General features: G+C 60.3%; 20 protein-coding genes, 1 tRNA gene and 3 pseudogenes. 13 read left to right on the top strand and 11 right to left on the bottom strand.

Annotated elements, in window-relative coordinates:
- Positions 1–5 precede the first annotated feature (5 nt).
- Genes ACVWVY_RS42260 through ACVWVY_RS42250 form a run of 3 tightly spaced genes read right to left on the bottom strand, consistent with a single transcriptional unit; the run spans position 6 to position 3,288 of the window.
- The gene (locus tag ACVWVY_RS42260; protein WP_456631933.1) at positions 6–962 is read right to left on the bottom strand and encodes a respiratory chain complex I subunit 1 family protein; all 957 of its coding nucleotides are present in this window, start codon (positions 960–962) and stop codon (positions 6–8) included.
- Positions 953–2,968, bottom strand: coding sequence for a hydrogenase 4 subunit B (hyfB, locus tag ACVWVY_RS42255; RefSeq protein ID WP_456631932.1), 2,016 nt, complete (start codon positions 2,966–2,968; stop codon positions 953–955). The genes ACVWVY_RS42260 and hyfB overlap by 10 nt, the downstream gene beginning before the upstream one ends.
- Positions 2,968–3,288: a helix-turn-helix domain-containing protein gene (locus ACVWVY_RS42250; RefSeq protein WP_456631931.1), complete on the bottom strand. Its 321-nt coding sequence runs from the start codon at positions 3,286–3,288 to the stop codon at positions 2,968–2,970. Before ACVWVY_RS42250 ends, hyfB begins: the two co-directional genes overlap by 1 nt.
- Before the next feature lie 240 nt (positions 3,289–3,528).
- Here ACVWVY_RS42250 and sdhC point away from each other — a divergent pair.
- The 6 genes and pseudogenes from sdhC to pdxY all read left to right on the top strand — a co-directional run.
- A pseudogene (sdhC, locus tag ACVWVY_RS42245) lies at positions 3,529–3,894 on the top strand (succinate dehydrogenase, cytochrome b556 subunit); the annotation flags it as partial.
- Positions 3,895–3,934: 40 nt separating this feature from the next.
- Positions 3,935–4,318 carry a succinate dehydrogenase, hydrophobic membrane anchor protein gene (gene sdhD / locus ACVWVY_RS42240; RefSeq protein WP_456631930.1) on the top strand — a complete coding sequence of 128 codons (384 nt, stop codon included), beginning with the start codon at positions 3,935–3,937 and terminating at the stop codon, positions 4,316–4,318.
- Positions 4,319–4,334: 16 nt separating this feature from the next.
- A complete protein-coding gene (sdhA, locus tag ACVWVY_RS42235) occupies positions 4,335–6,128 on the top strand; it encodes a succinate dehydrogenase flavoprotein subunit (protein ID WP_456631929.1) in 1,794 nt (597 codons plus the stop codon).
- Between the two features lie 40 nt (positions 6,129–6,168).
- A complete protein-coding gene (locus ACVWVY_RS42230; protein WP_456631928.1) occupies positions 6,169–6,948 on the top strand; it encodes a succinate dehydrogenase iron-sulfur subunit in 780 nt (259 codons plus the stop codon).
- Positions 6,949–7,336: 388 nt separating this feature from the next.
- Positions 7,337–7,600: a DUF4170 domain-containing protein gene (locus ACVWVY_RS42225; RefSeq protein WP_456631927.1), complete on the top strand. Its 264-nt coding sequence runs from the start codon at positions 7,337–7,339 to the stop codon at positions 7,598–7,600.
- 92 nt (positions 7,601–7,692) lie between these two features.
- On the top strand, positions 7,693–8,547 hold the full coding sequence (pdxY, locus tag ACVWVY_RS42220) for a pyridoxal kinase PdxY (RefSeq protein ID WP_456631926.1): 855 nt from the start codon (positions 7,693–7,695) through the stop codon (positions 8,545–8,547).
- Positions 8,548–8,609: 62 nt separating this feature from the next.
- Here pdxY and ACVWVY_RS42215 read toward each other — a convergent pair whose 3' ends face one another.
- The 4 genes and pseudogenes from ACVWVY_RS42215 to phaR form a co-directional block, all read right to left on the bottom strand.
- Positions 8,610–9,269 (bottom strand): DedA family protein, encoded by a 660-nt coding sequence (locus ACVWVY_RS42215; protein ID WP_456631925.1) that lies wholly within the window; start codon positions 9,267–9,269, stop codon positions 8,610–8,612.
- 163 nt (positions 9,270–9,432) lie between these two features.
- Positions 9,433–9,735: a hypothetical protein gene (locus tag ACVWVY_RS42210; protein WP_456631924.1), complete on the bottom strand. Its 303-nt coding sequence runs from the start codon at positions 9,733–9,735 to the stop codon at positions 9,433–9,435.
- Positions 9,736–9,795: 60 nt separating this feature from the next.
- Positions 9,796–10,299, bottom strand: coding sequence for a hypothetical protein (locus tag ACVWVY_RS42205; protein WP_456631923.1), 504 nt, complete (start codon positions 10,297–10,299; stop codon positions 9,796–9,798).
- An 18-nt stretch (positions 10,300–10,317) separates the two neighbouring features.
- Positions 10,318–10,650, bottom strand: a pseudogene (gene phaR / locus ACVWVY_RS42200) (polyhydroxyalkanoate synthesis repressor PhaR); the annotation flags it as partial.
- A gap of 522 nt (positions 10,651–11,172) precedes the next feature.
- Between phaR and ACVWVY_RS42195 the strand changes: the two are divergent.
- The 3 genes and pseudogenes from ACVWVY_RS42195 to ACVWVY_RS42185 all read left to right on the top strand — a co-directional run bounded on the left by ACVWVY_RS42195 (position 11,173) and on the right by ACVWVY_RS42185 (position 14,889).
- Complete coding sequence (locus ACVWVY_RS42195; RefSeq protein WP_456631922.1) at positions 11,173–11,550, top strand: hypothetical protein; 378 nt, start codon at positions 11,173–11,175, stop codon at positions 11,548–11,550.
- Between the two features lie 9 nt (positions 11,551–11,559).
- Complete coding sequence (locus ACVWVY_RS42190) at positions 11,560–11,766, top strand: hypothetical protein (RefSeq protein WP_456631921.1); 207 nt, start codon at positions 11,560–11,562, stop codon at positions 11,764–11,766.
- 336 nt (positions 11,767–12,102) lie between these two features.
- Positions 12,103–14,889: pseudogene (locus ACVWVY_RS42185) on the top strand (UPF0182 family membrane protein).
- Positions 14,890–15,158: 269 nt separating this feature from the next.
- On the opposite strand, the gene ACVWVY_RS42180 reads toward ACVWVY_RS42185, so the two are convergent.
- Positions 15,159–16,382, bottom strand: coding sequence for a tyrosine-type recombinase/integrase (locus ACVWVY_RS42180; protein WP_456631920.1), 1,224 nt, complete (start codon positions 16,380–16,382; stop codon positions 15,159–15,161).
- A gap of 184 nt (positions 16,383–16,566) precedes the next feature.
- Positions 16,567–16,642: transfer RNA gene (locus tag ACVWVY_RS42175), tRNA-Ile, on the bottom strand.
- Between the two features lie 168 nt (positions 16,643–16,810).
- Between ACVWVY_RS42175 and ACVWVY_RS42170 the strand changes: the two genes are divergently transcribed.
- Positions 16,811–17,788 carry a TAXI family TRAP transporter solute-binding subunit gene (locus tag ACVWVY_RS42170; protein WP_456631919.1) on the top strand — a complete coding sequence of 326 codons (978 nt, stop codon included), beginning with the start codon at positions 16,811–16,813 and terminating at the stop codon, positions 17,786–17,788.
- A gap of 79 nt (positions 17,789–17,867) precedes the next feature.
- On the opposite strand, the gene ACVWVY_RS42165 is transcribed toward ACVWVY_RS42170, so the two are convergent.
- Positions 17,868–19,079: an ABC transporter substrate-binding protein gene (locus tag ACVWVY_RS42165; protein WP_456631918.1), complete on the bottom strand. Its 1,212-nt coding sequence runs from the start codon at positions 19,077–19,079 to the stop codon at positions 17,868–17,870.
- 187 nt (positions 19,080–19,266) lie between these two features.
- Here ACVWVY_RS42165 and ACVWVY_RS42160 point away from each other — a divergent pair, with 187 nt between their 5' ends.
- Genes ACVWVY_RS42160 through ACVWVY_RS42150 form a run of 3 tightly spaced genes read left to right on the top strand, consistent with a single transcriptional unit; the run spans position 19,267 to position 23,518 of the window.
- Positions 19,267–20,373 (top strand): molybdopterin-binding protein, encoded by a 1,107-nt coding sequence (locus ACVWVY_RS42160; protein ID WP_456632460.1) that lies wholly within the window; start codon positions 19,267–19,269, stop codon positions 20,371–20,373.
- A 13-nt stretch (positions 20,374–20,386) separates the two neighbouring features.
- Positions 20,387–22,336, top strand: a complete 1,950-nt coding sequence (locus ACVWVY_RS42155; RefSeq protein WP_456631917.1) for a molybdopterin biosynthesis protein — start codon at positions 20,387–20,389, stop codon at positions 22,334–22,336.
- A 51-nt stretch (positions 22,337–22,387) separates the two neighbouring features.
- Positions 22,388–23,518 carry an FAD-dependent monooxygenase gene (locus ACVWVY_RS42150; RefSeq protein WP_456631916.1) on the top strand — a complete coding sequence of 377 codons (1,131 nt, stop codon included), beginning with the start codon at positions 22,388–22,390 and terminating at the stop codon, positions 23,516–23,518.
- Positions 23,519–23,525: 7 nt separating this feature from the next.
- Here ACVWVY_RS42150 and ACVWVY_RS42145 read toward each other — a convergent pair whose 3' ends face one another.
- A complete protein-coding gene (locus tag ACVWVY_RS42145) occupies positions 23,526–24,209 on the bottom strand; it encodes a hypothetical protein (RefSeq protein ID WP_456631915.1) in 684 nt (227 codons plus the stop codon).
- Positions 24,210–24,231: the final 22 nt, after the last annotated feature.

The raw sequence follows: 24,231 nt of genomic DNA, 5'->3' as shown, positions 1-24,231 counted from the left end.
CTGCATCAAAAACTCCTCGAGACGAACAGCAGCAGGGTACCGAGTAGGCCCAGCATGAGAGCGGCACCGAGAAATTGCGGAACGCGAAAGACCCGCATCTTCGCGGTGCCGGTCTCAAACAACGCAAGGAAGAAGCCGGCAACCGCAAGTTTGAGAACATAGGCGCCGGCACCGATGGCATATGATAGCGGTCCGGTTCCGAAGACAGCTATCTTCCAGGGCAGGAACACGCAGGCGATCAGCGAGATGTAGAGCAGCAGCTTGAGAAATGCGCCGAATTCGATCATCGCGAGATGGCGTCCTGAATATTCTAGCACCATCGCCTCATGCACCATGGTGAGCTCGAGGTGCGTGGCCGGATTGTCGACCGGGATGCGCGCGTTCTCCGCGAGGGCCACCATGATCAGCGCAATCATCGCCATTCCCAGCGATACTCGCAATCCAACGTCGGACGAGGCCATGAAATTTGCGACCGTCGAAAGCTGGGTCGAGCCGGCAACGAGCGCCATGCAAAAGACAAACAGGAGCATCGCCGGCTCCGCAAGTGCGGCGATCATGACCTCGCGGCTGGAGCCGATGCCGCCAAAACTGGTGCCGACGTCCATCCCGGCGAGCGCGAGGAAAAAGCGCGCGCTGCCGAGCAGCGCGACGATGGCAATGAGATCCGCCGTCCAGTTGAACAGCAGCCCGGTCGCGAAGGTCGGCACCAGGGCCGCGCCAACCCAGATCGCCGCAAAGGTGACATAGGGCGTCACGCGGAACAGCCACGACGCATTGTCGGCCAGCACCACTTCCTTGCGCAGCAGCCGCAGCAGGTCGCGATAGGGCTGAAAAACTGAAGCCCCCTGGCGGCGCACCAGCCGGGCCTTGATCTTGCGCACGTAGCCGGTCAGGAGCGGCGCGAGCAGGAGCACCAGCAGCATCTGCACGCCCTGCACAAGGATGTCGGAAATCACGACCATATCGCGAGCACCAGCAGCAGCGTGACGAGGGTAGCAAAAACGAGACTGAGATAGCGCCGAATGGTCAGGAATTGCAGGCGGTTGAGTCGTTCGGAGGAGAAACTCACCGCGCCTGCTATCGGCTGATACATTCCCTCCCAGACCAGATCATGCAGTTCGATCCTGAGCCGCGCCGGCCTGATATCGCCGGGGGCGGGCATCTCGACATGATCGCGCGCGCGAAATACATTCGTGCCGAACACGCGGCGGATCGGTTGAGCGAAGCTTACACCGGAATACTGAGCCGCAGGCGTCGGATCGGAAAAGCCGCAGCCCCAGGCCAGCCCTCGCCGCAGGACATGAGAGGCGAAGCGATGAATAAAAAAGACGGCGAGTGAGGCGGATATCGTGATGAACACCATCACAAGTAATCCGTTGTATGAACTCTTGCTCTCCGCGATCGGCACGATGGAAAGCCAGGATTCATTGGCCTGGATCGGCATGCGGCCACCGAGGATTTCAATCGTGATCGGCGAAAGCGCATCGATCACGGGTCCCGGCACGATTCCGGCGAGCAGGCAAAGTGCAGCGAGGATGAACATTGCCGTAAGCGAGTAACGGTCGACTTCAGGTGCGGCTTCGGCCGCCGCGCTGCGCGGTCGTCCGAGAAAGGTGATGCCGAAGGCCTTGACGAAGCACGCCGCTGCCAACGCGGCGGCCAGAGCTAACATGGCACCTACCGCCGGAACCATGATCTTAAGGGCCCATTGCGGCAACTCCGGACTTTGCAAAACGGCCTGGAACATAAGCCATTCCGAGACAAAGCCATTGAAAGGCGGGAGCGCCGATATTGCGACGCAGCCAACCAGAACGACGAAGCTCGTGAACGGCATGCGGTGAATGAGGCCGCCCAATTTGTCCATATCGCGCTCGCCCGTCGACGTCAGAACGGCGCCGGCCCCGAAAAAGAGCAAGCTCTTGAAGAAGGAGTGGTTGAGAACGTGAAACAGCGCCGCCGTGAAGGCGAGGGCCGCCGCGAGCTTCAGGCCGTTGGCCTGGAAGGCCATCGCAAGGCCGAGGCTTGCGAAGATGACGCCGATATTTTCAATGGTGCTGTAGGCCAGCAGGCGTTTGAGATCCTTTTCCATCATGGCGTACAGAATCCCCATGACGGCGGTGATGCCGCCAAGGAAGAGCACGAGCACGCTCGCCGGCCAGCTCGGTTGCCCCAGCAGGTCGAATATGACGCGGATGAAACCGTAGATCGCGACCTTGGTCATAACGCCGCTCATCAGCGCAGAAACGTGACTGGGAGCCGCCGGATGGGCGAGCGGCAGCCAGACATGCAACGGAACCAGGCCGGCCTTCGATCCGGCTCCGAGCAACATCAGGATCAACACCGACGCAGCCACGTATGGCGTATGTTGAGAAGCACGAATGGCGGCAAATCCGTAATCGCCTGCCGGTCCCGCCAGCAGGCCGAAGGCCAGCAGCAATGCCAGCGTGCCGAAGCTTGCCATCACGAGATAGATATACCCCGCCTTTGCGTTGCCGGTTTCGCGGTGGTGCGCCATGACCAGCGCCCAGGAAGCCAGCGACATAAATTCCCAGCACAGCAGATAGGAAAACGCGTCATCCGCCAACACCACCAGATTCATGCCGGCCAGGAAGGCAGGGAAGAAGGGCAGCACGCGGTGCGGCGACGACTCGTGGTGGCCATAGCCGAGACCGTAGAGGCTGGCTGCCGCTCCGCCGAGATTGACGACGAAAAGGAAAAATGAGGCCAGTGCATCCAGCCGAAAATGGGCGCCAAGCCACGGTAATCCGATCGGCAAGGTTAGGTCGGTGGCGTTCGCCGTGCCGCCAAGTAGCCAGCGGATGGCCCCGAACAATGCAATCGCGGACACAGCCAACGTCGCGCTGTAGATGACGGCCGTAGCGATCTTTGCGCGGCTCAGAACGATCGCCAGAATTGCCAAAGCAAGCAATCCGGCAACACAACCCATTTGCAAAACGACGGCCGACATTACCTTCTCGCCCTCGTTCCGGTTGATGCCTTGCTTTCTATTTGATGGTCCAAATAGGTCCTTGCCGATCCGGAATTGATTTTCAATCGCACACCGCGCCCCTGCGAATTGCTGACGGCTCCTTCGTCGATCATCTCTATGCCCGCGGCGTCGAGAGCCGTAATCAGCTTCACCAGCGAATCGACATTGCCCCGAACCATTGTCTCACTAGACTCCATGCGCTGAATGGTGGGCACGGAAAGTCCGGACAATTCCGCGAGTTGGCGCTGATCAATGCCAAGAAGCACCCTGGCAGCCCGCAATTGCGCTGACGTGATCATCGGATTGCCTCACGGCCAGGATTTCGACGAATATCAAACATCATTCTTGCATACTAACTAGTAATGTTATAATGTCAATAAGTGATGTTCTATGTATCTGTACTGAGGGATATGCCCAAGCGCTAGAAATGCGCGTCTTGCCGGATCGCGTATACCGATCGCTTGCGTGACCGTTCTCTGAAGCTCACGCAGGACACGGCAACGCCTTCGCGTTTTTTCGTGGTGGATGGAGAACGACGAATGTCAATCGAAGCACGATTGAGGCCGAGACCGCTTTCTCCGCACCTCGCGATCTACCGACGCTCGATGACCATGATGATGTCGATCGCGCACCGAATGACGGGCGCAGCGCTCTATTTCGGAACGCTCCTACTTACCTGGTGGCTGATATCGGCGGCGGAAGGCCCGAAATCCTATCGAGCATTCGAAGCATGCATTACTTCGCTGCCCGGCAAGTTCGTTCTGTTCTGTTTTACGTGGGCGCTAATTCATCATCTGCTAGGCGGCCTGCGCCATTTCGCCTGGGATATTGGACGGGGATTTGATTTGCGTTCAGCCAACTTGATGGCGCGCGCAACGCTCGTCGGCTCCGTACTCCTCACCATTCTGGTCTGGGCCGTCGGAATCTGGATGAGGGGGCACTTTGATGAAAGACATGCGCTCCCCTTTGAGTCGCGTCCGCGGGCTCGGCTCGGCGAAAACCGGCACTCGGGATTTCTGGATCCAGCGGCTGACGGCCGCAGCAAACGTGCCGCTCGCGCTATTTCTCATCGCGTCGCTCGTCGCGCTGACGGGCGCTGATTACGCGACGGTCCGCAGCTATCTCGGCAATCCATTGGTGGCAATCCCGATGCTGCTGCTCGTTCTGTCCGGAACATGGCATATGCGCATCGGGATGCAGGTCATCCTCGAAGATTACATTCACAGCGAGGGGCCCAAAGTGATCTCGTTGGCATTAAACAATTTCTTTTCTGCGGTCGTCGCCATCGCCGGCGTCTACGCCGTCTTGAAGATTGGCATCCAATCTTAGCCCGTCGAGGAATAACATGAGTTCGACATGCGCATACAAGTTCATCGACCATACGTTTGATGTGGTCGTCGTCGGAGCCGGCGGAGCCGGTTTGCGTGCCACCCAAGGGGCCGTCGAAGCCGGTTTAACGACCGCCTGCATCACAAAGGTGTTTCCGACACGCAGTCATACGGTCGCGGCCCAGGGTGGTATTGCGGCCAGCCTCGGCAACCTCGGCGAGGACAGCTGGCAATGGCATATGTACGACACGGTCAAGGGGGCTGACTGGCTCGGCGACCAGGATGCAATCGAATACATGTGCCGGCAAGCCGCACCCACGGTCATCGAGCTCGAGCATGCGGGGATGCCCTTCTCTCGTACCGAAGACGGAAAGATCTACCAAAGGCCGTTCGGCGGGCATATGAGCGACTTCGGCAAGAATCCGGTCCCCCGTGCATGCGCTGCGGCGGATCGAACAGGACATGCTTTGATCCACACGCTCTATGGGCAAGCTCTGCGGGTAGGTGCTGAGTTCTTCATCGAGTATTTTGTGCTCGACCTCATTATGGTGGATGACGAGTGCCGCGGCGTCATCGCATGGTCGCTGATGGACGGAACCCTGCATCGCTTCAGGGCGCAGACTGTCATACTGGCAACCGGCGGCTACGGCCGGATCTACTTTTCCTGTACCTCGGCACACACCTGCACCGGCGACGGTGGCGGGATTGTGCTTCGCGCTGGCCTCCCGCTGCAGGACATGGAGTTTATGCAGTTTCATCCGACCGGGATCTATGGGGCAGGATGTCTGATCACGGAAGGTGCGCGGGGAGAGGGTGGCTACCTGGTGAACTCCGAGGGCGAGCGCTTCATGGAGCGCTACGCGCCTTCCGCGCGGGATCTCGCGTCGCGCGATGTCGTCTCTCGCGCGATGACCGTTGAAATTCGCGAAGGTCGCGGCGTGGGACCGAAGAAGGACCACATCTTCCTGCATCTTGATCACTTGGAGCCCGCGATGCTGCATGAGCGGTTGCCGGGCATTTCGGAATCGGCGCGGGTTTTCTCCGGTGTCGACGTCACGCGACAGCCGATCCCGGTGCTGCCGACCGCCCACTACTGCATGGGCGGCATCCCCGCGAATTATCACGGCGAGGTGATCCGGCCCTCCAGCGGCAATCCGGATGCGACCGTCAAGGGCCTGATGGCCGCCGGCGAGGCCGCCTGCGTCTCAGTGCATGGAGCAAACAGACTCGGCTGCAATTCGCTTCTCGATATCGTCGTATTCGGCCGCGCGGCGGCGCTGCGCTGCGCTGAAAAATTGACCGCGAAAGCTACGCAGCCTGAACTGCCGCCGGACACCGGGGACGAGACCTTGGCCCGGTTCGACCGACTACGCAACGCCAAGGGCGGAACGCCAACGCCGGCTCTCAGGCTGCAGATGCAGCGTGCAATGCAGAGCTACGCGACCGTCTTCCGGACGGGAACCATCCTGCAGGAAGGCAAAGAGGCGTTGCAAGAGGTGTGGAACGGTTTATCCGACATCGCCGTGTCCGACCGATCGATGGTCTGGAATTCCGATTTGATCGAAACACTTGAGTTTGAAAATCTTCTTCTTCAGGCGACGGCGCTGGTGGATTCGGCCATCGCACGCAAGGAGAGCCGTGGAGCTCACGCTCGCGAGGATTTCCCGAAGCGGGATGACGAAAATTGGATGAAACACACGCTTGCCTGGGTGGATCCAAATGGGTCCGTCCGTTTGGATTATCGGCCCGTCCATACATACACACTGAGCAAGGACATTCAGTATATCGAGCCAGCGGCCCGCGTTTACTGAACTGCGTTCCTCGCGATGAACGCTGACAAAGGAGACCGGGATGGTCCAGCTAAGCTTGCCAAAAAACTCCACGGTTACTGAGGGAAAGGTTTTTATAGCCGCTTCAGGTGCGACGCGGGTCAAGACGTTCCGCGTCTACCGCTGGAGTCCGGACGAGGAATCGAATCCGCGCGTCGACACTTACGAAGTGGATCTTGATACGTGCGGCCCGATGGTGCTCGACGCGCTTATCAAGATCAAGAATGAGGTCGACCAGACTCTGGCCTTTAGACGGTCATGCCGAGAGGGGGTCTGTGGTTCCTGCGCCATGAACATCGACGGTGCCAATACTCTGGCGTGCACCAAGAGCATCGATGCCATCGCTGACGACGTGCGGGTCTATCCCTTACCCCATTTGGAGGTTGTAAAGGATCTGATTCCGGATTTGACCAACTTCTATGCCCAATATGCTTCGATCAAGCCATGGCTTCAATCGGTTACTACGGCACCGGAAGATGAACGGCGGCAAAGCCATCAGGATCGGGAGAAGCTGGATGGTCTTTATGAGTGCATCTTGTGCGCGTGTTGCTCCACCTCATGTCCCAGCTATTGGTGGAATGGCGAGCGCTATCTCGGGCCTGCTGCACTGCTGCAGTCCTATCGCTGGTTGGTGGACTCCCGAGACGAGATGGCCGGCGAGCGGCTGGACAGTCTCGAGGACCCATTCCGCCTCTATCGCTGTCATACGATCATGAATTGTGCTCAGGCCTGCCCGAAGGGGCTCAATCCGGCTGAAGCGATCGCGAAGACCAAAGCCATGATGGTAGGTCGTCAACTTTAGCTCGGCGAACAAACGTGTCGTCAGAAATTTAAGACAATGACGAACAAACGCTCGGCGCCCAGGCACCGGGTATTGAAAGCAGGAACAATCGCGCTCAGCGGCGCCGGCATTGACTGCACCGTCCGCAACCTTTCCGAAACAGGGCGGCACTTGAAGTTACAAGCGTGGTGGGTATCCCGACCGATCTCTCGTTGGTTATCCAATCCGACAACGTGACCCGCAGATGCCGCGTCGTGGGGCGAAAATTGAATCGGCTCCGCGTGACATTCGAACCAGACTTCGGCCACCAATGGAACCGAAGCGTCCGGGCGAGCCGATTTGTCGCTAACTACTCAACAGTGACGCGGACGGCGACGTCGCCCGTGTCACTGCAACCAAAGGAACTCCAATGTCAGGCACCGGTAGGCCGCAGTTGCTTCATCTCGTCGTCGGCGGCGAACTCGTCGATTTCGAGCACACGACCTTCAAGGACCTCGCAAAAGTCGAGACCGTCGGCATATTTCCGAACTACGCATCTGCGCATGCGGCTTGGAAAGCGAAGGCGCAGCAGACCGTCGATAATGCGCACATGCGCTATTTCATCGTTCATCTCCATCGGCTGCTTGATCCGAGCAAAGATGCGGAGCCGATCCCTCAAGCGTCTCGTCGTTAGGGATTGCTGGTCGGAAACCTGTGCCGGTGATCGGTCGATACCGCCTGCGGGTCGGCCTCCGAATTTTGCCACCATGACAAACTGGAAACATCATGAGCGTGATTTCCATCCAATCTCAGGTCGTTCACGGGCACGTTGGAAACAGCGCTGCGGTCTTTCCCATGCAAACGCTGGGGATCGATGTGATGGCGGTGCCTACAACCCTGTTCAGCAACCGACCGGGGTATCCGACTATCAGAGGTCTAGTTCTCGATGCCGAACTGGTTGCTGATCTCCTCACGGGACTGGAGGAGCGGGGAGTGATCGATGGCTGCCAAGTTATTTTGTCCGGATATCTCGGCTCGCCAGAGATTGCGGAAGTCGTGGCTGCCTTCGTCGCTCGGGCAATGAGGAGCAATCCCACGCTGATCTATTGCTGCGATCCGGTCATCGGCGATGCCGATCGCGGTCTGTTCGTGCAGCACGGTCTTCCCGAACTTTTTCGGGATCGGCTTTGCCCGATGGCGAATATCGTGACGCCGAACCAATTCGAGCTCGGGTGGCTGAGAAATACCGAGATTGGTAGTCTGGAAGACCTGGTGATCGCGGCGCGAAGATTGGCGGAGCCGAGTTCCTCCACGGTTGTCGTGACGGGCGCACATCTGACTGACACGCGGGAAGACGAAATTGATACATTCACGGTCGAAGGATCAGCGGTATGGAGCGTGACCACGCCAAAGCTGCCGATAGCGCCGTCTGGGACGGGAGATCTCTTTGCCGCGCTCTTGGTATCCTCGTTGATCCGCGGGTCGACGACCCCGTTTGCGATGAGCGAAGCGGTTTCAGCTACCTTTGCCGTGATTGAGCAGACCGCCGCTACCGGCGCCCCGGAATTGAGAATTGTCGAGGCCGCTGCTTGTCTTTCCAACCCGCGGCGGTTCTTCGAAGCAGTTCCCCGTCGATTCTGATGCAATAGCCGACTGTTCCCATCAACAGGAAAGCCGGGCTCGGGTTTGCGTGCGGCGTCCCTTCAGACGTCCCGGTGCATCGAAGATTCGCGCGCCGCGAGGGCGCGCTCGGCATCTGTGAGGAACCGCTCCTCATGGCTCTTGAAGAAGGACCACAAGAAGTATCCGCCCACGGCGAACGAGGCGAGCGCAACCCACCCGATCGGACCGAGAAGCTGCTCGACGTTCTTACCGACTAAATAGCCCCCAAGCCCGAAAATGGTCGCCCAGATCACCCCGCCAGCAGCGTTATAGATGGCGAAATGTAAAGGCCGAAGCCGGTTCGTTCCAGCGAGAATCGCCGCATAAACTCTCAAGAACGCAACGAAGCGTCCGAAAAATACAATCGCGCCGCCATATCTTGCAAAGAGGTATTCCCCGAGAGCAAGTTGCCGGCTGCCAATCCGGATGAGGTGCCCATGCTTGAGCAATAGGCTTCGGCCAAATCGGCGGCCAGCCCAAAAGCCGAAATTGTCGCCCAGAATTGCGCCACAGGCTGCGACTGCAATGATGAGCCGAATATCCAACCCATGCTGAGCGCCGGCGTAGACGGCTGCGAAAACAAGAACTGTCTCGCCAGGTAACGGAAGTCCCGAGCTTTCAAGCATTACGACGACGAAAACGGCCGCATAACCGTAGTCCGCGACCAGAGACTGAATCAAGGCAACATCGAGAAATGTCATGGAGTCCTTCATGGTCCGATATCGAGAGCGCAATCGGTGGAACACGCCCGACCGCAACCCAGTTGTGCGCAACCTCATCTGCTAGAACACGCTTTGCTTCCGCCGTGGCTTTTTTGCCTGCAGAATGCCGCCTGCAGGGGACGGCTTAGCGTTTGCTCAGGGATCAGGCGGCTGATCCGCGCTGCATGCGCAGGCTGGAGCAATGGTCGAGCATCGTCGCCAGCCCGACGCTGCTTGGAGCCGGGTTGAGCACCAAGGTGCGGCTGGCGGCATCGAACAAGCGCATAACGAATGCCGCGCTCTTCACGTCGGCGTCGTAGTTACCTCGACCACGGGCTTTTTGCTCTTGAGCCACCCGGCTTCGGCGCACTATCGCCTCGCAACCTCTCAATAAACCAGAATGCCCAAATGGCGAAGAAGGAGAGCAAGAAAGCGCCTGCGCACAAAAGAAACGCTTGTCCAACATTGGCAGTCATGTCGTCCTCCCAGCTATTGTTGCAACAAATCCGCTGCAGCTGCGACGCCCCTACACCGACATCAAGATGCAATGTGTGATGAGCCGGCCGACATCACTCATCGGTATGAACAAGCGGTGCACAATGCGTTCGCCTCCGATTTCATCCACGTGGGTGCCAACGTAGAACGGGGCTTTCTCTCGCAAGAGGCGGACGAGTTTCTCGTCAAGCCGCCGGTTGTACGGTGCAAAGCGCTGGTCAGTTACCTTTGCGCCGGTCAGGTCCAAACCAATTCGCGCCGCAGCGAACGGCGCAAAACGTTGAAACGTCCAAACCTCTCTCGACGCTCCGAGGACAAGGATGTGAAGGTAGTCGGCCAAGTCTCCGAATTCCGAGAGATCAAGACGCTTCGGTATATGGATCTCATCGTCAAACAAGGCGCGGTATCGCGCCACGAACCGACTCATTGAAACCGGCAAGTGCTGAGCAGCATTCAATTGACCCAGCCGAGGGATGTAGAAATCTCCGCTCCGGAGTTTGCCATCCTCCGGCGGCGTTGCTCGATTCAGCAACATGCTGACTCACCTCAGTTGTTTTTCCCGCTCGCGCGTCAAAGCTTCCATCGACCGCTCGAGATAAGCCGGCACCATCCCCTGCATGGCATCCCCATAGAAACCGATCAGCCGACGCATGAAGGCAATTGGCAAGAGATCCTGGCCGCTCTTTTTTTCTTCTTCCGATAGGATGTGTCGGAGAACGAACTGGGTGATATCGTCGCCGGATTTCGCATCGTAGACGACGAAATTTTCCCCACGTTTTGCCATGCTCGCGAGGCTTTCGAGGTTCTCATAGGCGCTGGTCGCCGTATTGTAGAGGCGCCGATTGCCGTACTTCTTGATAATCACTGGATTCACTGGTTCCATCATTGAAACTCCCACGCGGCGGACAGTTTGATCGAGACCGCCCGTTTGAATTCGACCTCATCAGAGCAACTCGTTTCGAGCAGCTGATTGAGATCAGCCGCTCTGATGAACGCCCCACGCAAGCGCGGCCAGCAGTATTGAGAACATGAGGATCGTAGCCATCGCCACGACGATGGAATCCCAAGGCATGGAAGCAAGTTGCACATTCGTCTCCCTCATGCCGTGGAGCGATTTGCTCGTTGTTGGGCGAGCTATGATCGACTGTCCAAGGCCTCAAGAATCGCAGTGATGTTTTAAACATCAGAAATGAGCGTTGAAACGAATATATACATGCCTCATCGTGGTGTCCAGATGTTTTGTGCGCGATGTCAATGCTTGCTTTACTTAAGTATTTGTTCTAAAAACGCTTCTCTGAGAAACCGGCTCCTGCAATACGGTCATTGATAGGGGGCAACTCGTCTGGTGCGAAAAGCGGTTACAATGTGCATTCAATGGGGTTACCTCGCGGGCTGGCAGATCTGAGACGTGCCCGATTTCGCCAAAAGCAATCCCAACCACACGATCCGTCGTCCAGGCGGCGGCTGCGATGCCATCAGTGCTGTGAACCTTTCGGAAAGACTTACCGCGGATGTCGATGCTTGGGCGGAAGCTCATGACACGGTCCGCTCCGACGCCATTCGTCAACTAATCGAGCTTGGGTTGAGCGCCGTGCCGTCTGCCGCTTCCCTTGGGTCCGCCCAGCGCGATCCGGTTGAAATTGAAAATTTCGCAGTCGAGCAGATCGGCCAGTTGCTCGATCCATCCCTGCCGGTCGAAGAACGCGAACGTCGCGTACGCAGGCTCACAGAGGGCCCGCCGGAATTCTCAGATGAGCGCATCGACCTGCCAAAGCCGAGAAAATGAGCGAAGACCATGGCATACAATTACGCGATCAATGACGACGTGCTTTTCCAGTTTCAGGGGCCGCAGGGTCGCGCTGTGCCAAAGCAACGAGACGTTTATACAATTATTGCTCGCATGCCCATCGAGGCGGATGGACGACCCCGCTACCGGATCAAGAGCAAGACCGAGAAAGTCGAGCGCGTCGTTACCGAGGAACAAATCAGCCAATTGGGCTGAGCGTCTCGGGCAGGGGGCGCCTGGCTCGCCGGCAGTTGATGCCATCAGCCGACACCTGCCAAAGCACCGGCTTTCGGTCTGACCTCTGCATGCAATGCAGACACGCGATAGCACAGCCACCGCTAGCAGGTCGCCACTCTATGCCGCGGTATCTGTAAGAGTTGGCGCAGAAACACGCACTGGCGGAAAGCCATCGGCTGGTCCGGCCCTGCCGCCAACGCTCGAAACAGCTCAATCGTTCCGCGGTCCTGGCGATAGAGCCTCGAGCGTCCGTCCTGCGCGTTGACTCGCACGAATTAAGCGGCCGGCGTCACTCATTCCCGCTATAATAAAATCATGACGATCGGGATTACCGGACCCGGACGGAAGGTACCAAGGCAAGGCGCCGTGGTCGGGTTCATCATTGCGGCCGTCTTCGTCGCGGTTTGCCTGATCCTGCTCTGGCTCACGAGCGACTTCCTGGTTGACTGGCTGTGGTTTTCCGCGATCGGTTATCCGCAGGTTTTTTGGACAACAATCGGCGCCAAAGCCGTCGTTCTTTTTGCAGTCTGGACCGGAACTGCGGTCGTCCTTTGGTTGAACGGATGGCTCGCGGTGCGTTTTGCCCGACGGCAGCCGACGCAATCTGTCGCGGCCTTCGTGTGGAATCTTGCGGGCAATGTGCCGCCGCCCGACCTGCTGACGGTCGTGCGCGATCGGCTGCCATGGCCCCGCGTCATCGCGGGCGGCGCAGGTTTGCTCGCGCTGCTGGTTGCCGCGGCAGAAGTGGGCAATTGGGGCGCCATCCTGCAGTTTTTCTATCACGTTTCCTACGGCGCCGACGATCCGCTCTTCAACAAGGACATCAGTTTCTATCTCTTCGTGCTGCCAGCCTATATCCTCATCAAAAACTGGATGCTGCTCACGCTCGTGCTGAGCGCGCTTTTCGCCGCAGCAATCTACTGGTGCACGGCGCCATCGAATACGACGTGCAGCACCGATCGATGTCGCCGACAGTGATTGCTCACGGCTCGGCGTTGCTTGCTCTTCTCTTCGTCGTGAAGGCCTGGTCGTACGTTCTCGACCGTTATCTGCTGCTCTATGGCGACAACGGCGTCGTCGTCGGCGCCAGTTACACCGATGTGCATGTGGGGCTGCCGGGCCTGTGGCTAATGATCGCGCTGTCGATCATGGCGGCGTTTGCCGCGTTGGCAAACCTCCGGGTGAGGACCTACCGGCTGCCTGCCGCCGCGGTCATGCTTGTCGTCGTCGGCTCTTTCGTGCTGTCCGGCTTGGTGCCCGTGCTGTTCCGGCAGTTCTTCGTCAAACCAAGCGAGTTGGAACTGGAGAGGCCCTACATTGAACGCAACATCGCGCTCACCCGGCAGGCATACAATCTCGATCAGATCGCCGCAAAGCCGTTTGCTGCCGAACAGAAGCTTACCTTCAAGACGCTCGACGCCAACAAGGCGACAATCGAGAATATCAGGCTGTGGGACTGGCAGCCCTTGTCGGACACCTACGCGCAGCTGCAGGAGATCCGCACTTACTATAAATTCCATGATGTTGACGTTGATCGCTATTGGCTCGATGGCTCCTACCAAAGCGTAATGATCTCGGCCCGCGAACTGCGGCCCTCCTTGCTGCCGCCGAATGCCCAGACCTGGGTCAACCGCCACGTGCTGTTTACTCACGGCACCGGCGCGGTGATGAGCCCGGTCACTCGCAAGAGCAGCGAAGGGCTGCCATTCTTTTATTTGCGCGACATACCCCCCTGTCGCGGACGGAGGCCCCCAGATCCGCGAACCGCGCATCTACTATGGCGAAGAGCACGACAGCTACGTCATCGTCAAAGGCAGCACACCTGAGTTCGACTATCCAAAGGGAAAGGACAATGTCTACGCGGCCTATGACGGCACCGGTGGCGTTCCGATCGGATCGATGGTGTGGAGAGGCCTGTTTGCTTATTACTTCAACGACCCGAACCTGCTGCTCTCAAGCTACATCACCGCCGACAGCCGGATCATGATCCGCCGCAATATCCAGCAACGGGTAGCAACGATTGCTCCCTTCCTCAGGCTCGATCACGATCCTTATCTGGTCATCAGCGATGGGCGGATGTTCTGGATCCAAGACGCCTATACCGTGAGTTCCTATTTCCCCTATGCAGAGCCGGCGCAGGAGCTGGGCATCAATTACATTCGCAATTCAGTGAAGGTTATCGTCGATGCCTATAACGGAACCGTCGACTTTTATCTGATGGACACCGCCGACCCGGTCGCCGCAACCTTCCAGCGCATCTTTCCGAGCTTGTTCAAGCCGTTCTCGGCCATGCCGGCGGACCTGCAGAGGCATATTCGCTATCCGGAGGACCTGTTCCTGATTCAGGCGCGGCTCTATCAGACCTACCACATGGAGGCGGCCGACGTTTTCTATAACCGAGAGGATCTCTGGCAGTTTCCGCGCCAGCCGGGCGGCGGCGGCATTGCAACGATGGCGCCTTATTACATCATCATGCGGCTGCCCGGCGAGCCGCAGGCCGAGTTCTTCCTCATGCTTCCGATGGTGCCCAGCCGCCGCGACAACATGATCGCGTGGCTCGCCGCGCGTTGCGACGCCCCCGACTACGGCAAGCTGATCGTCTACGAGTTTCCCAAGGAGAAGCTCGTCTACGGGCCGTTCCAGATCGAAGCGCGGATCAATCAGAGCACCGAGATATCGCAACAAATCACGCTGTGGAATCAGATGGGTTCGCGGGTGATACGCGGCGCGAACCTGCTTGTGATCCCGATCGAGAACTCGATCCTTTATGTAACGCCGCTCTATTTGCGAGCGGAGCACGGACACCTGCCGGAGCTGAAACGCGTGATCGCAGCCTACGGCGAACATGTGGTGATGAAGGAGACACTCGCCGAAGCCTTGTCAGCGCTGTTCATGGAGCCCGGCGCTACGCCGGGAGTTTCAACCACGACAGAGGAGAGGCCCGCCACAGGCCCGGCGGCAAATCAGGCACGGGAGGCGCTCGATCGCTACAATCAAGCAGTGGAGCGATTGAAGTCCGGAGATTGGAAAGGTTTCGGCACGCAGTTCGATGCAATGCGCGGGCTTCTGGAGGAAATGAACCGACGCTCCACCGGTCACTAGATTTGGGCCCGAACCGAATGGAGCTGGGCCGGCGATTCGGGAGCAGCCCCGATGTCGGGATGAATGGTACGCCGTCGGGCTGGATACAGGGCGTGCTCGTCCACGTGTGGTGCTGGGCGGCTGGTGCAGCTCGTCCGGCCCTTTCAAGGCTGAGACAGCGGCTCGATTCCCCTAGGGAGCACCATTTGCGTACAAGATAGCGAACACCGAGCGGCCAGTGCGTAGGGACACTGTAGTCGCTGCTGCGGTGTGATCGATGTAGCTCTGGTCTACCTTGCTCGCAGTAGCGGAACGATCCTATTACTTTCAAGGGCCATGGCAGTGATGTGGTCTGCCCACCACTGCATCATTCGTCGACGATCAGGCATCCATTCCGCAGCGTTGTAGGCGCGTCGCACTTCGTTTCTTTCAACGTGCGCGAGCTGGCGTTCAATCCAGTCACGGTTGAAGAGATTGCTCTCGTTTAGGATCGTGGAAGCTACCGTACGGAAGCCATGTGTAGTGGCTCGGCCGTGATATCCCATCCTATAAAGGGCATAGAGCATGGTGTTGCTGGACATGCAGCCACTTTTGCCAGGAGACGGGAAAACATTGGGGCTGTTGCGAGAGAGGGTACGTAGCTCGCGCAACACTGCGACAGCTTGGCGTGACAGGGGCACCAAGTGTTCAAGTCGCATCTTCATGCGTTCGGCGGGAATGCGCCACTGAGCGGAATTTTCATCAAGGTTCTCTAATTCGGTCCACCTGCCTGCTCGCAATTCGGTTGTCCGAAGAAATGTAAGAGTCATGAGTTTTAATGCGAGTTTGGTTTGCTGCTCGCCGCTGTAGCTCTCCAAATTTTGCAAGAACGTTGGCAACTCCATGAGCGGCATCGCTCTGTGATGTCGCGGTTCTCCCGTAGCCCGCAACGCGTCCTTTAGGTCAGCGGATGGATCTCGCTTCGCTCTGCCCGTCGCGATTGCGAAGCGGAATATCTGGCTAACAAGCTGCTTTAGTCGCCGCGCCATTTCGTTCGCCCCGCGCTTCTCGACTTTGCGCAAGATATCGAGCAACTCCGGCGGTTCGAGTTCAGCGACCGCACGCCGACCAATCGCTGGAAAGATATCAGTCTCCAGGCGCCGGAGTATCTGCTCAGCGTAGTAGGGGCTACGGGCGTCCTTCCAATTTGCGTGCCATTCCCGCGCAATTGCTTCGAAGGTATTGCCCGCGGCGACCTTCGCGATTCGTTTGCGCTCACGTTTTACTATGGAAGGATCGATGCTTGCAGCAAGGCTGCGCTTGGCATCGTCGCGCGCCGCACGCGCATCCATTAGCCCAACAGCTGGATAGACGCCAAGCGCAAGCGTTCGTTGCTTGCCATGCCACCGATATGCCAAGCGCCAGTATTTAGCTCCTTCCGAATTGATCAATAGGTGCAAGCCGCCGCCATCGGAGAGCTTGAACGGCTTGATCCGTGCCTTGGCATTTCGGCATCTCACGTCCGTCAACGGCATGTTGGTATCTCGCTTCTGCCATCGTTAAGATACCAACAAATATGCCAACAAAACGACGGGATGTAGCGAACGACCTGCGAATGCCGGCGAACGTTTGGGCAGCAGAATATCACGGAAAAATAAGGAAAAATATCGCTTCGGCGAATGACAACGGATGTTCTCGAACGGCGGCGGATCATCAATGTGGTGGGCCCGGCAGGACTCGAACCTGCAACCAGACCGTTATGAGCGGCCGGCTCTAACCATTGAGCTACAGGCCCCGCCGCGAGCGGCCGAAAGAGGCGGCCGGCAACGGTGCTGGCATCGTTTACAGGCATGACAGCGATACGGCAATGCCGGGTTGGGGGCTGAGAACAGGCTTTCATAAGGCCCCGTGCTTGCCTACAACCGGTCTCGCGTCATTCGTCACCGAACGCTTGAGGCCAACAATGAAATTCGCTGGGATTGCCTGTGCCGGTCTTCTCCTGTTTGCGGGCGGCGCCACAGCGCAGGATGGAGGCAAGGCCATTACCAAATCCACAATCAGCACCCCGATAAGCCTTGGGACCGCGACGCCGGGCGGCGGCTTCCCGGTTTATGGCAATGCGTTCGCGGAAATCATGAACGCCGCCGATCCCGCGCTCTCGATCGAGCCGCGCAATACCAAGGGCTCCAACGAAAACATCCCGCTGCTGGAATCCGACCAGCTCGACATTGCGCTGGTGGCCGGCGAGCCCGCCTACGAAGCCTTCATGGGCATCGGCCGGGCGGCGACAAGGCTGAAAATCCTCACCGCGATGTATTCCAGTCCCGGCATGTTCGTGGTGCGCGCCGACAGTCCCTACAAGACGATCAGGGATCTGGTCGGCCAGCCGGTTGCCTTCGGCGCCAAGGGCTCCGGCCTGCCGATTCTGTCGCGCTACATGCTCGACGGTATCGGGCTGAAGCAGGACGAGGACTTCAAGTCGATCTATCTCGACCGCGCCGGCGACGGCCCCGCCATGGTGCAGGACGGCCGTGCGGCCGCGCTGTGGGGCGCGGGCGTCGGCTGGCCGGGTTTTGCTGCGATGGCGCAAAGCCCCGGCGGCGCACGCTTCATCGCGCCCGACGCCGGCGAGATCGCGCGCATCCGCGCCAAGCACACCTTTCTCAAGCCGCTGACGGTCCCCGCCAACAGCTATCCCAACCAGCCGGCCGCGATCGATTCCGTCGGGTCATGGAGTTTTGTGCTCGCGCGCGAAAGCCTGCCCGACGACGTCGCCTACCGGCTGGCGCGCACGCTGCACGGGGCCGAGGCCGCGCTGTGCAAGAAGCTGCCGCAGGCCTGCGAGACCACAGCCGCGAACACGGTCGCGGCTGCGCCGAATGCGGCGCTGATCCATCCCGGCGTGATGAAGTATTTCAGGGAGGCGGGGGTGGTGAAGTAGGGCGAATAGCGAATGGCGAGTAGCGAATGGAAGAACTCGCTGCCGACCATTCGCTACTCATTACTCGCCATTCGCGCGATTATTTCTTCGCCATCGTGCACGCCGGATCCACCGGGCCGAACGCTTCATCGCCGGGAATCTTGGCGAGGATCTGATAATAGTCCCACGGATATTTCGATTCTTCCGGCTTTTTGACCTGCACCAGCCACAGGTCATGCACCATCAGATTGTCCTCGCGCAGCTTGCCGTTGCGGGAGAAGAAATCCTCGATCGGCTTTTCGCGCATCTTCGCCGCCACCTTCAACGGTTCGTCGGTGCCGGCTTCCTTGATGGCGTTGAGATAGCTCGTGACCGAGGAATAGACGCCGGCCTGCCACATCGTCGGCATCCGGTTCATCTTGGCAAAATAGCGTTTTGACCATTCGCGCGTCTTGTCGTCCATGTCCCAGTAGAACGAGGTCGTCAGCAACAGGCCCTGGGCTGCCGGCAGGCCCAGCGAATGGATGTCGGTGATCAGGGCGAGCAATGCCGCCATCTGCTGGCCGCCCTTGAGCACGCCGAACTCGGCAGCGGTCTTGATCTCGTTCATGTTGTTGGGCGGGCCGGCGGCGATGCCGATGATCTTGGCCTTGGAGGCCTGCGCCTGCAGCACGAAGGACGACAGATCAGGCGTCGCAAGCGGCGGCCGCACCGAGCCCAGCACCTTGCCGCCATTGGCGGTGACGACAGAGGAAGCATCGCGTTCCAGCGAGTGGCCGAACGCATAGTCGTCGGTGATGAAGAACCAGCTGTCGCCGCCGCGCTTGACCACGGCCTGCGCGGTGCCGACCGCGAGCGAACGGGTGTCGATCACCCACTGCATCGCGTAGGGCGAGCAGAACTTGCCGTGGAAATCCGCGGCCAGGGTCGAATGCGTAATGAACAGTTTCTTCTTCTCGTTGGCGACGTTCTGCACCGCAAGGCCTACCGCCGACACCGGAACGTCGACGATCAAATCGACCTGATCGACGTCGTACCAGCGCCGCGCGATGCCGCCGCCGATATCCGGCTTGAGCTGGTGGTCGCCGACGATGATGCTGATCGGCTTGCCGAGCACCTTGCCGCCGAAATCATCGATCGCCATTTGCGCTGACGTGACCGAGCCCTGGCCGGTCGGCGTCGCCGCCGGACCGTTCATGTCCGTGAGGACGCCGATCTTGACCACATCGTCGGAAACTTGCGCGAGGGCTGCGGTCGACGCCAGCAGCGTGGCCGCGAGTATTCCCAGCCTGGATAGGTTCCTGGCGAACATCCTGTCTTCTCCTCCCTGGAATCGGCACGTTGGCCGTCGGTTGTCGCAGGCGGTTTGATCCGCCAATTGGTCTCATTTGCAACTATTTTGCCCCGGCGTCAACGTAGCCGAATGGAGGGGCTGACGGCGGGCGATACCCGGTTCTGTTTATTTCCGGCCCGATTCAGGGCATAGCCGGACCATGACCTTGCCCCAGCGCCTGCCGACCTCGCTGACACCGCTCGATAGGGCGCTCGATGCCCTGCTGAACGGCGTGGAACCGGTCGCGCCGGTTGAATTAACGCTCAAGGAGGCGCTGCGTTGCATCGCCGCCGGGATGCCGCCGCTTCCTGCCTATCCGCCGCGCGACATTGCCGCGGTGGACGGCTACGCCTTTTGCGCACGCGATCTCGTCGGCGCCTCCTCCTATTCGCCGCTGCCGTTATCGGCGCCGCCGGTTTGGGTCGAGGCCGGCGAGGCGATCCCTGCGGCTTGCGACTGCGTGCTTGATTCCGATTCCGTCGATTTGTCCGGTCCGATGCCGCAGGTGCTGACGGAGGCCGTCCCGGGGCAGGGCGTGCGTCGGGCCGGCGGCGATATCGCTGCCGGTTGTCTCATCGTGGAGGCCGGGCGGCGCGTGCTGCCGCGCGATCTCCTGATGGCGCGCACTGCTGGAATTGAGCGGTTGAGCGTCCGGCGTCCGCGGCTGCGCATCGTCAATGTACCCTGCAGCAGCGTGACGGCGGATCTGATCGCGGAGAGCGCGCAAGCGACGGGTGCCGAAACCGTGTCCGTCACCGCCGCGGGCCGCGATGCCGGATCGATTGCGGCGGCACTCGATGATGGCGCGTGCGATCTGCTCCTGATCGTCGGCGGCTCCGGCGTCGGGCGCACCGACGCGGCGGTGACGGCATTGGCTGCGCGTGGCGAAATTCTCGCCCACGGCATCGCCCTGCAGCCCGGCCGCACCTCGGCCGTCGGGCACCTCAACAAGACGCCGGTCGTCGTGCTGCCGGGCGCGCCGGATCAGGCTTTTGCGGCATGGTGGACGCTGGTGCTTCCGGTACTCGATCGCCTCTCGGGCCGAGCCCTGCGCAAGACGGTCAATTTGCCGCTGGCGCGCAAGATTGCATCGGGCGTCGGCATCGCCGAGATCGTGTTGCTGGAGCGGAAGCAGGATTTGTGGGCCACGCTGGCGGTGGGCGAATTGTCGCTGGAGGCGATCGCCCGCGCCGAAGCCTGGCTCGTGGTATCAGGCGGCTCGGAAGGCTTTGCGGCAGGCAGCCCGGTCGATGCCTATATGTTGCGGGACTGATATGAGTTCACAAATGACCAATACGCCCGCGCCGAAAGATCGCGACAACAGCGAGCAGGACCAGTTCCTGACGATCCTGTCGCGCGAGGATGCGCTGGCGCGTTTCGAGGCCGCGTTGTTTCCGCGCGCGGTGCCGACGGAGCAACGCCCGCTCGCCGACGCGCTCGGCTGCGCGCTCGCCGAGGACGTGGTGGCGCCGATCGACGTGCCGCCGTTCGACCGCTCCAATGTCGATGGCTTTGCGGTGCGCTCCGCCGATCTTGCTTCCGCCGGTGAGGCGTCACCGGTCCGCGTGATGCTGAACGACGAGGTGATCGCCTGCGGTACCGCGCCGACGCGGCCGGTATTGTCGGGGACGGCGACATCAATCGCGACCGGCGGTCCGGTGCCGCGCGGGGCGGACGCCGTCGTGATGGTCGAGCATACGCAGCCAGCGGGACATCGAGCGATCGAAATCCGCCGTGCTGCGTCGCCCGGACAATTCGTGTCCTATGCCGGCTCCGATATCGCCCGCGGCGAGGCGCTGCTGCGCGCCGGCACCGTCATCGGTTCGCGCGAGATCGGCATGCTGGCGGCCTGCGGCATCGCGCAGGTAAGCGTCGCGCGCCGGCCGCGCGTCGCCATTCTCTCCACGGGCGACGAACTGGTGCAGCCCGGCCAACCGCTGCGCCCGGCCGCGATCTACGACACCAACGGCGCGATCGTCACCGCGGCGATTTCGGAGAACGGCGGCGAGGCTGATTTTTTCGGCGCCATCCCCGACGATGAAGCGCAACTGGAATCCGCGATGCGCAAGGCGCTGGAAACCAGCGACATGCTGGTGCTGTCAGGCGGCACTTCCAAAGGCGCGGGCGACGTCTCCCACCGCATCATCGGCCGGCTCGGCCAACCCGGCATCATCGCCCATGGCGTGGCGCTCAAGCCCGGCAAACCGCTGTGCCTTGCGGTATGCGACGGCAAGCCCGTGATCATCCTGCCGGGATTTCCGACCTCGGCGATGTTCACCTTCCACGACATGATCGTGCCGGTGCTGCGGCGGATGGCAGGCCTGCCGCCGCGTTCGGACGCCAAGGTCAATGCACGCGTGCCGGTGCGGATCGCCTCCGAACTCGGTCGCACTGAATTCGTCATGGTGTCGCTGGTCGAAGGATCAGATGGGTTGATCGCGTACCCGACAGGCAAGGGCTCCGGCGCCATCACATCATTCGCGCAGGCCGACGGTTTTCTGAAGATCGATGCGTTGGCCGACCAGATGCCGGCCGGCAGCGAGGCCGAGGTGACGCTGTTCACGCCGCATGTGCGGGTGCCGGATCTCGTCATCGTCGGCAGCCACTGCACCGGGCTCGATCTGGTCACGGCGCCGATGGCGCATGCCGGGCTCGTGGTGCGCTCGATCGCCGTCGGCAGTCTCGGTGGGCTCGCGGCCGCCAAACGCGGCGAGTGCGATTTTGCGCCGATCCATCTGTTCGACGAGAAGACCGAGACCTACAACACGCCCTATCTCAGTGAGGGACTGGAACTGGTGCCGGGATGGCGGCGCATGCAGGGCATCGTGTTCCGCAAGGGTGATCTTCGCTTCGAAGTCTTGAACGCGGAAGACGCGGTCCGCGCCGCACTCGCCGATCCCGCCTGCATCATGGTCAATCGCAACCAGGGGGCGGGCACGCGCATCCTGATCGACCGGCTGCTCGACGGCGCGCGCCCCGACGGCTATTGGAATCAGCCGCGCTCGCACAATGCAGTGGCGGCGGCGGTCGCGCAGCACCGCGCCGACTGGGGCATGACCATTGCGCCGGTCGCGCATGCGTCCAACCTGGGTTTCATTCCCTTTGCCGAAGAGCATTATGATTTTGCGCTGGTGACAGCGCGCAAGCAGCGGCCGGCGGTGCAGGCTTTTCTCGATGCGCTGGCGTCGGAGCAGGGCCGCGCAGCGCTGGAGCAGGCGGGATTTCGGCCGGCCTGACGCAGGATATGTAGGAAGCCGTCAACAGAAACGGCTCGGGCAGGGATGGGAATGGCACGACCGCTATCGATTGCGATCATCGGCGCCGGCATGGGTGGGCTCGCGACCGCCGCGGCACTACGGCGGGTGGGTATCGACGTCACCGTCTACGAACAGGCGACGCAGTTCGCGCGGATCGGCGCCAGCATCCAGATCGGCTGCAACGCCATGAAGGTGCTGCGCGGGTTAGGGCTGGAATCGAGATTGCGCGCGCAATCATTCTACCCGCGCTCCTGGAACAACCGCGACTGGCGCACCGGCGAAGTCAAATTCGACATGATTTTTGGCGAGATCGCCGAACAGAAGTTCGGCGCACCCTATCTGCTGGCGCACCGCGGCGACCTGCATGCGGCGCTTGCCAGCGCCGTTCCAGATGAATGCGTCAAGCTCAATCACAAACTGGTCGGGCTGGATGAGAGCGGCGAAAGTGTCCGGCTGACATTCGCCAACGGTGCAAGCGTGACCGCCGATGCCGTGATCGGGGCGGATGGCATTCATTCCCTCGTAAGAGACATTCTGTTCGGCGCTTCGCCGGTCAGCTTTACCGGTCGGATCGCCTACCGCACCACCTATCCCGCCGTGCTGCTCGGCGGCGAAAAGATCGACGATTGCACCAAATGGTGGGGCGAGGACCGCCACATCGTCATCTACTACGTCAAGCCGGATCGCAGCGAGATCTACCTCGTCACCAGTCAGCCGGAGCCGGATTTCCGGATCGAGTCGTGGTCGGCGAAGGGCGACGTCAGGGAATTGCGCAAGGCGTTCACAGGCTTCGACCGCCAGGTCGAGCAGGTGTTGGCCGCGTGTCCCGATGTCCACAAATGGGCGATCGTCGACCGCAATTCACTGGCGCGATGGGCGGATCGCAACGTGACGCTGCTTGGAGATGCCTGCCACCCGATGACGCCCTACATGGCGCAGGGCGCGGCGATGGCGATCGAGGACGCGGCGGTATTGTCGCGTTGTCTCGACGGCGTCGAACGCGGTGGCGCTGCGAACGCCTTCCGCCGTTTCGAGGCGACGCGCAAGGCGAGGACCGAACGAATCCAGCAGACCTCGCGCGCCAATACCTGGCTCAGCGGCAAGACCGATACCGACTGGGTTTATGGTTACGACGCCTGGGCCGTGCCGCTGGCGGCGTAGGTTTCGCTTAACCCTGAACGCGCAATAGTTCGCTGATGATCCGCGGCTTCATCCAGCCGACATTGTCGACGATCTCCCTGCGCAGGGTGTCGTGTTCGGCCTCGTATTGCTCTCGGGTGATGCCCTGGGTGGTTCCTTGGCTGCCCGTAGCTGTCATTCCGTATGCTTCCAGCGCGATGTCATGGCGATGCTTCCAGTCGATCACGCGCTTGGTCATGACCTCCGTAACCGCCGGCACGGCGCCGGGATGGCCCGCCAGGTCACAAGCCTCCCTGGTCCGTACATCCGCCGCCAGCATGAGTACGTTCCACTCATCGAACCCGATGAGGTTCATCTGGGCATACAGGAAAGCACCGTGTTCGCCGTCCCAGATGGTGTGGTCGATGACCAGAAAAGGCACGGCATGGCAGTAGCCATGGCGCATCGTCATTTCACGATTGAAGGCTTCCGTGCGCTCATCCAGCCGCTTTTTGGCCGCAGCGAAAAGGGCGATATAATCCTCTGCCTTTGGCAGGATGTTGCGCGCGTCATCCGGGGCAAAGCCAGCTTCCTGCAGAAACTTGCCGATCTTTGGATCGTCCCAGAGTTCCCTCGGGAAGACGCGCGTCACACCATCTGCATCCGGTGTAGGACGCATTGTCTCTTTCAACTCGGTAAAGCTTGGCGGCTTCCTGCGTCCGAATATGGCCACGGTGCCCTCGCGATGAGTCCGT

The organism is Bradyrhizobium sp. URHC0002 (genome assembly GCF_054059515.1).
The sequence above is the reverse complement of the archived record's forward strand: the minus strand, read 5'-3'. Positions and strand labels throughout refer to the sequence as shown.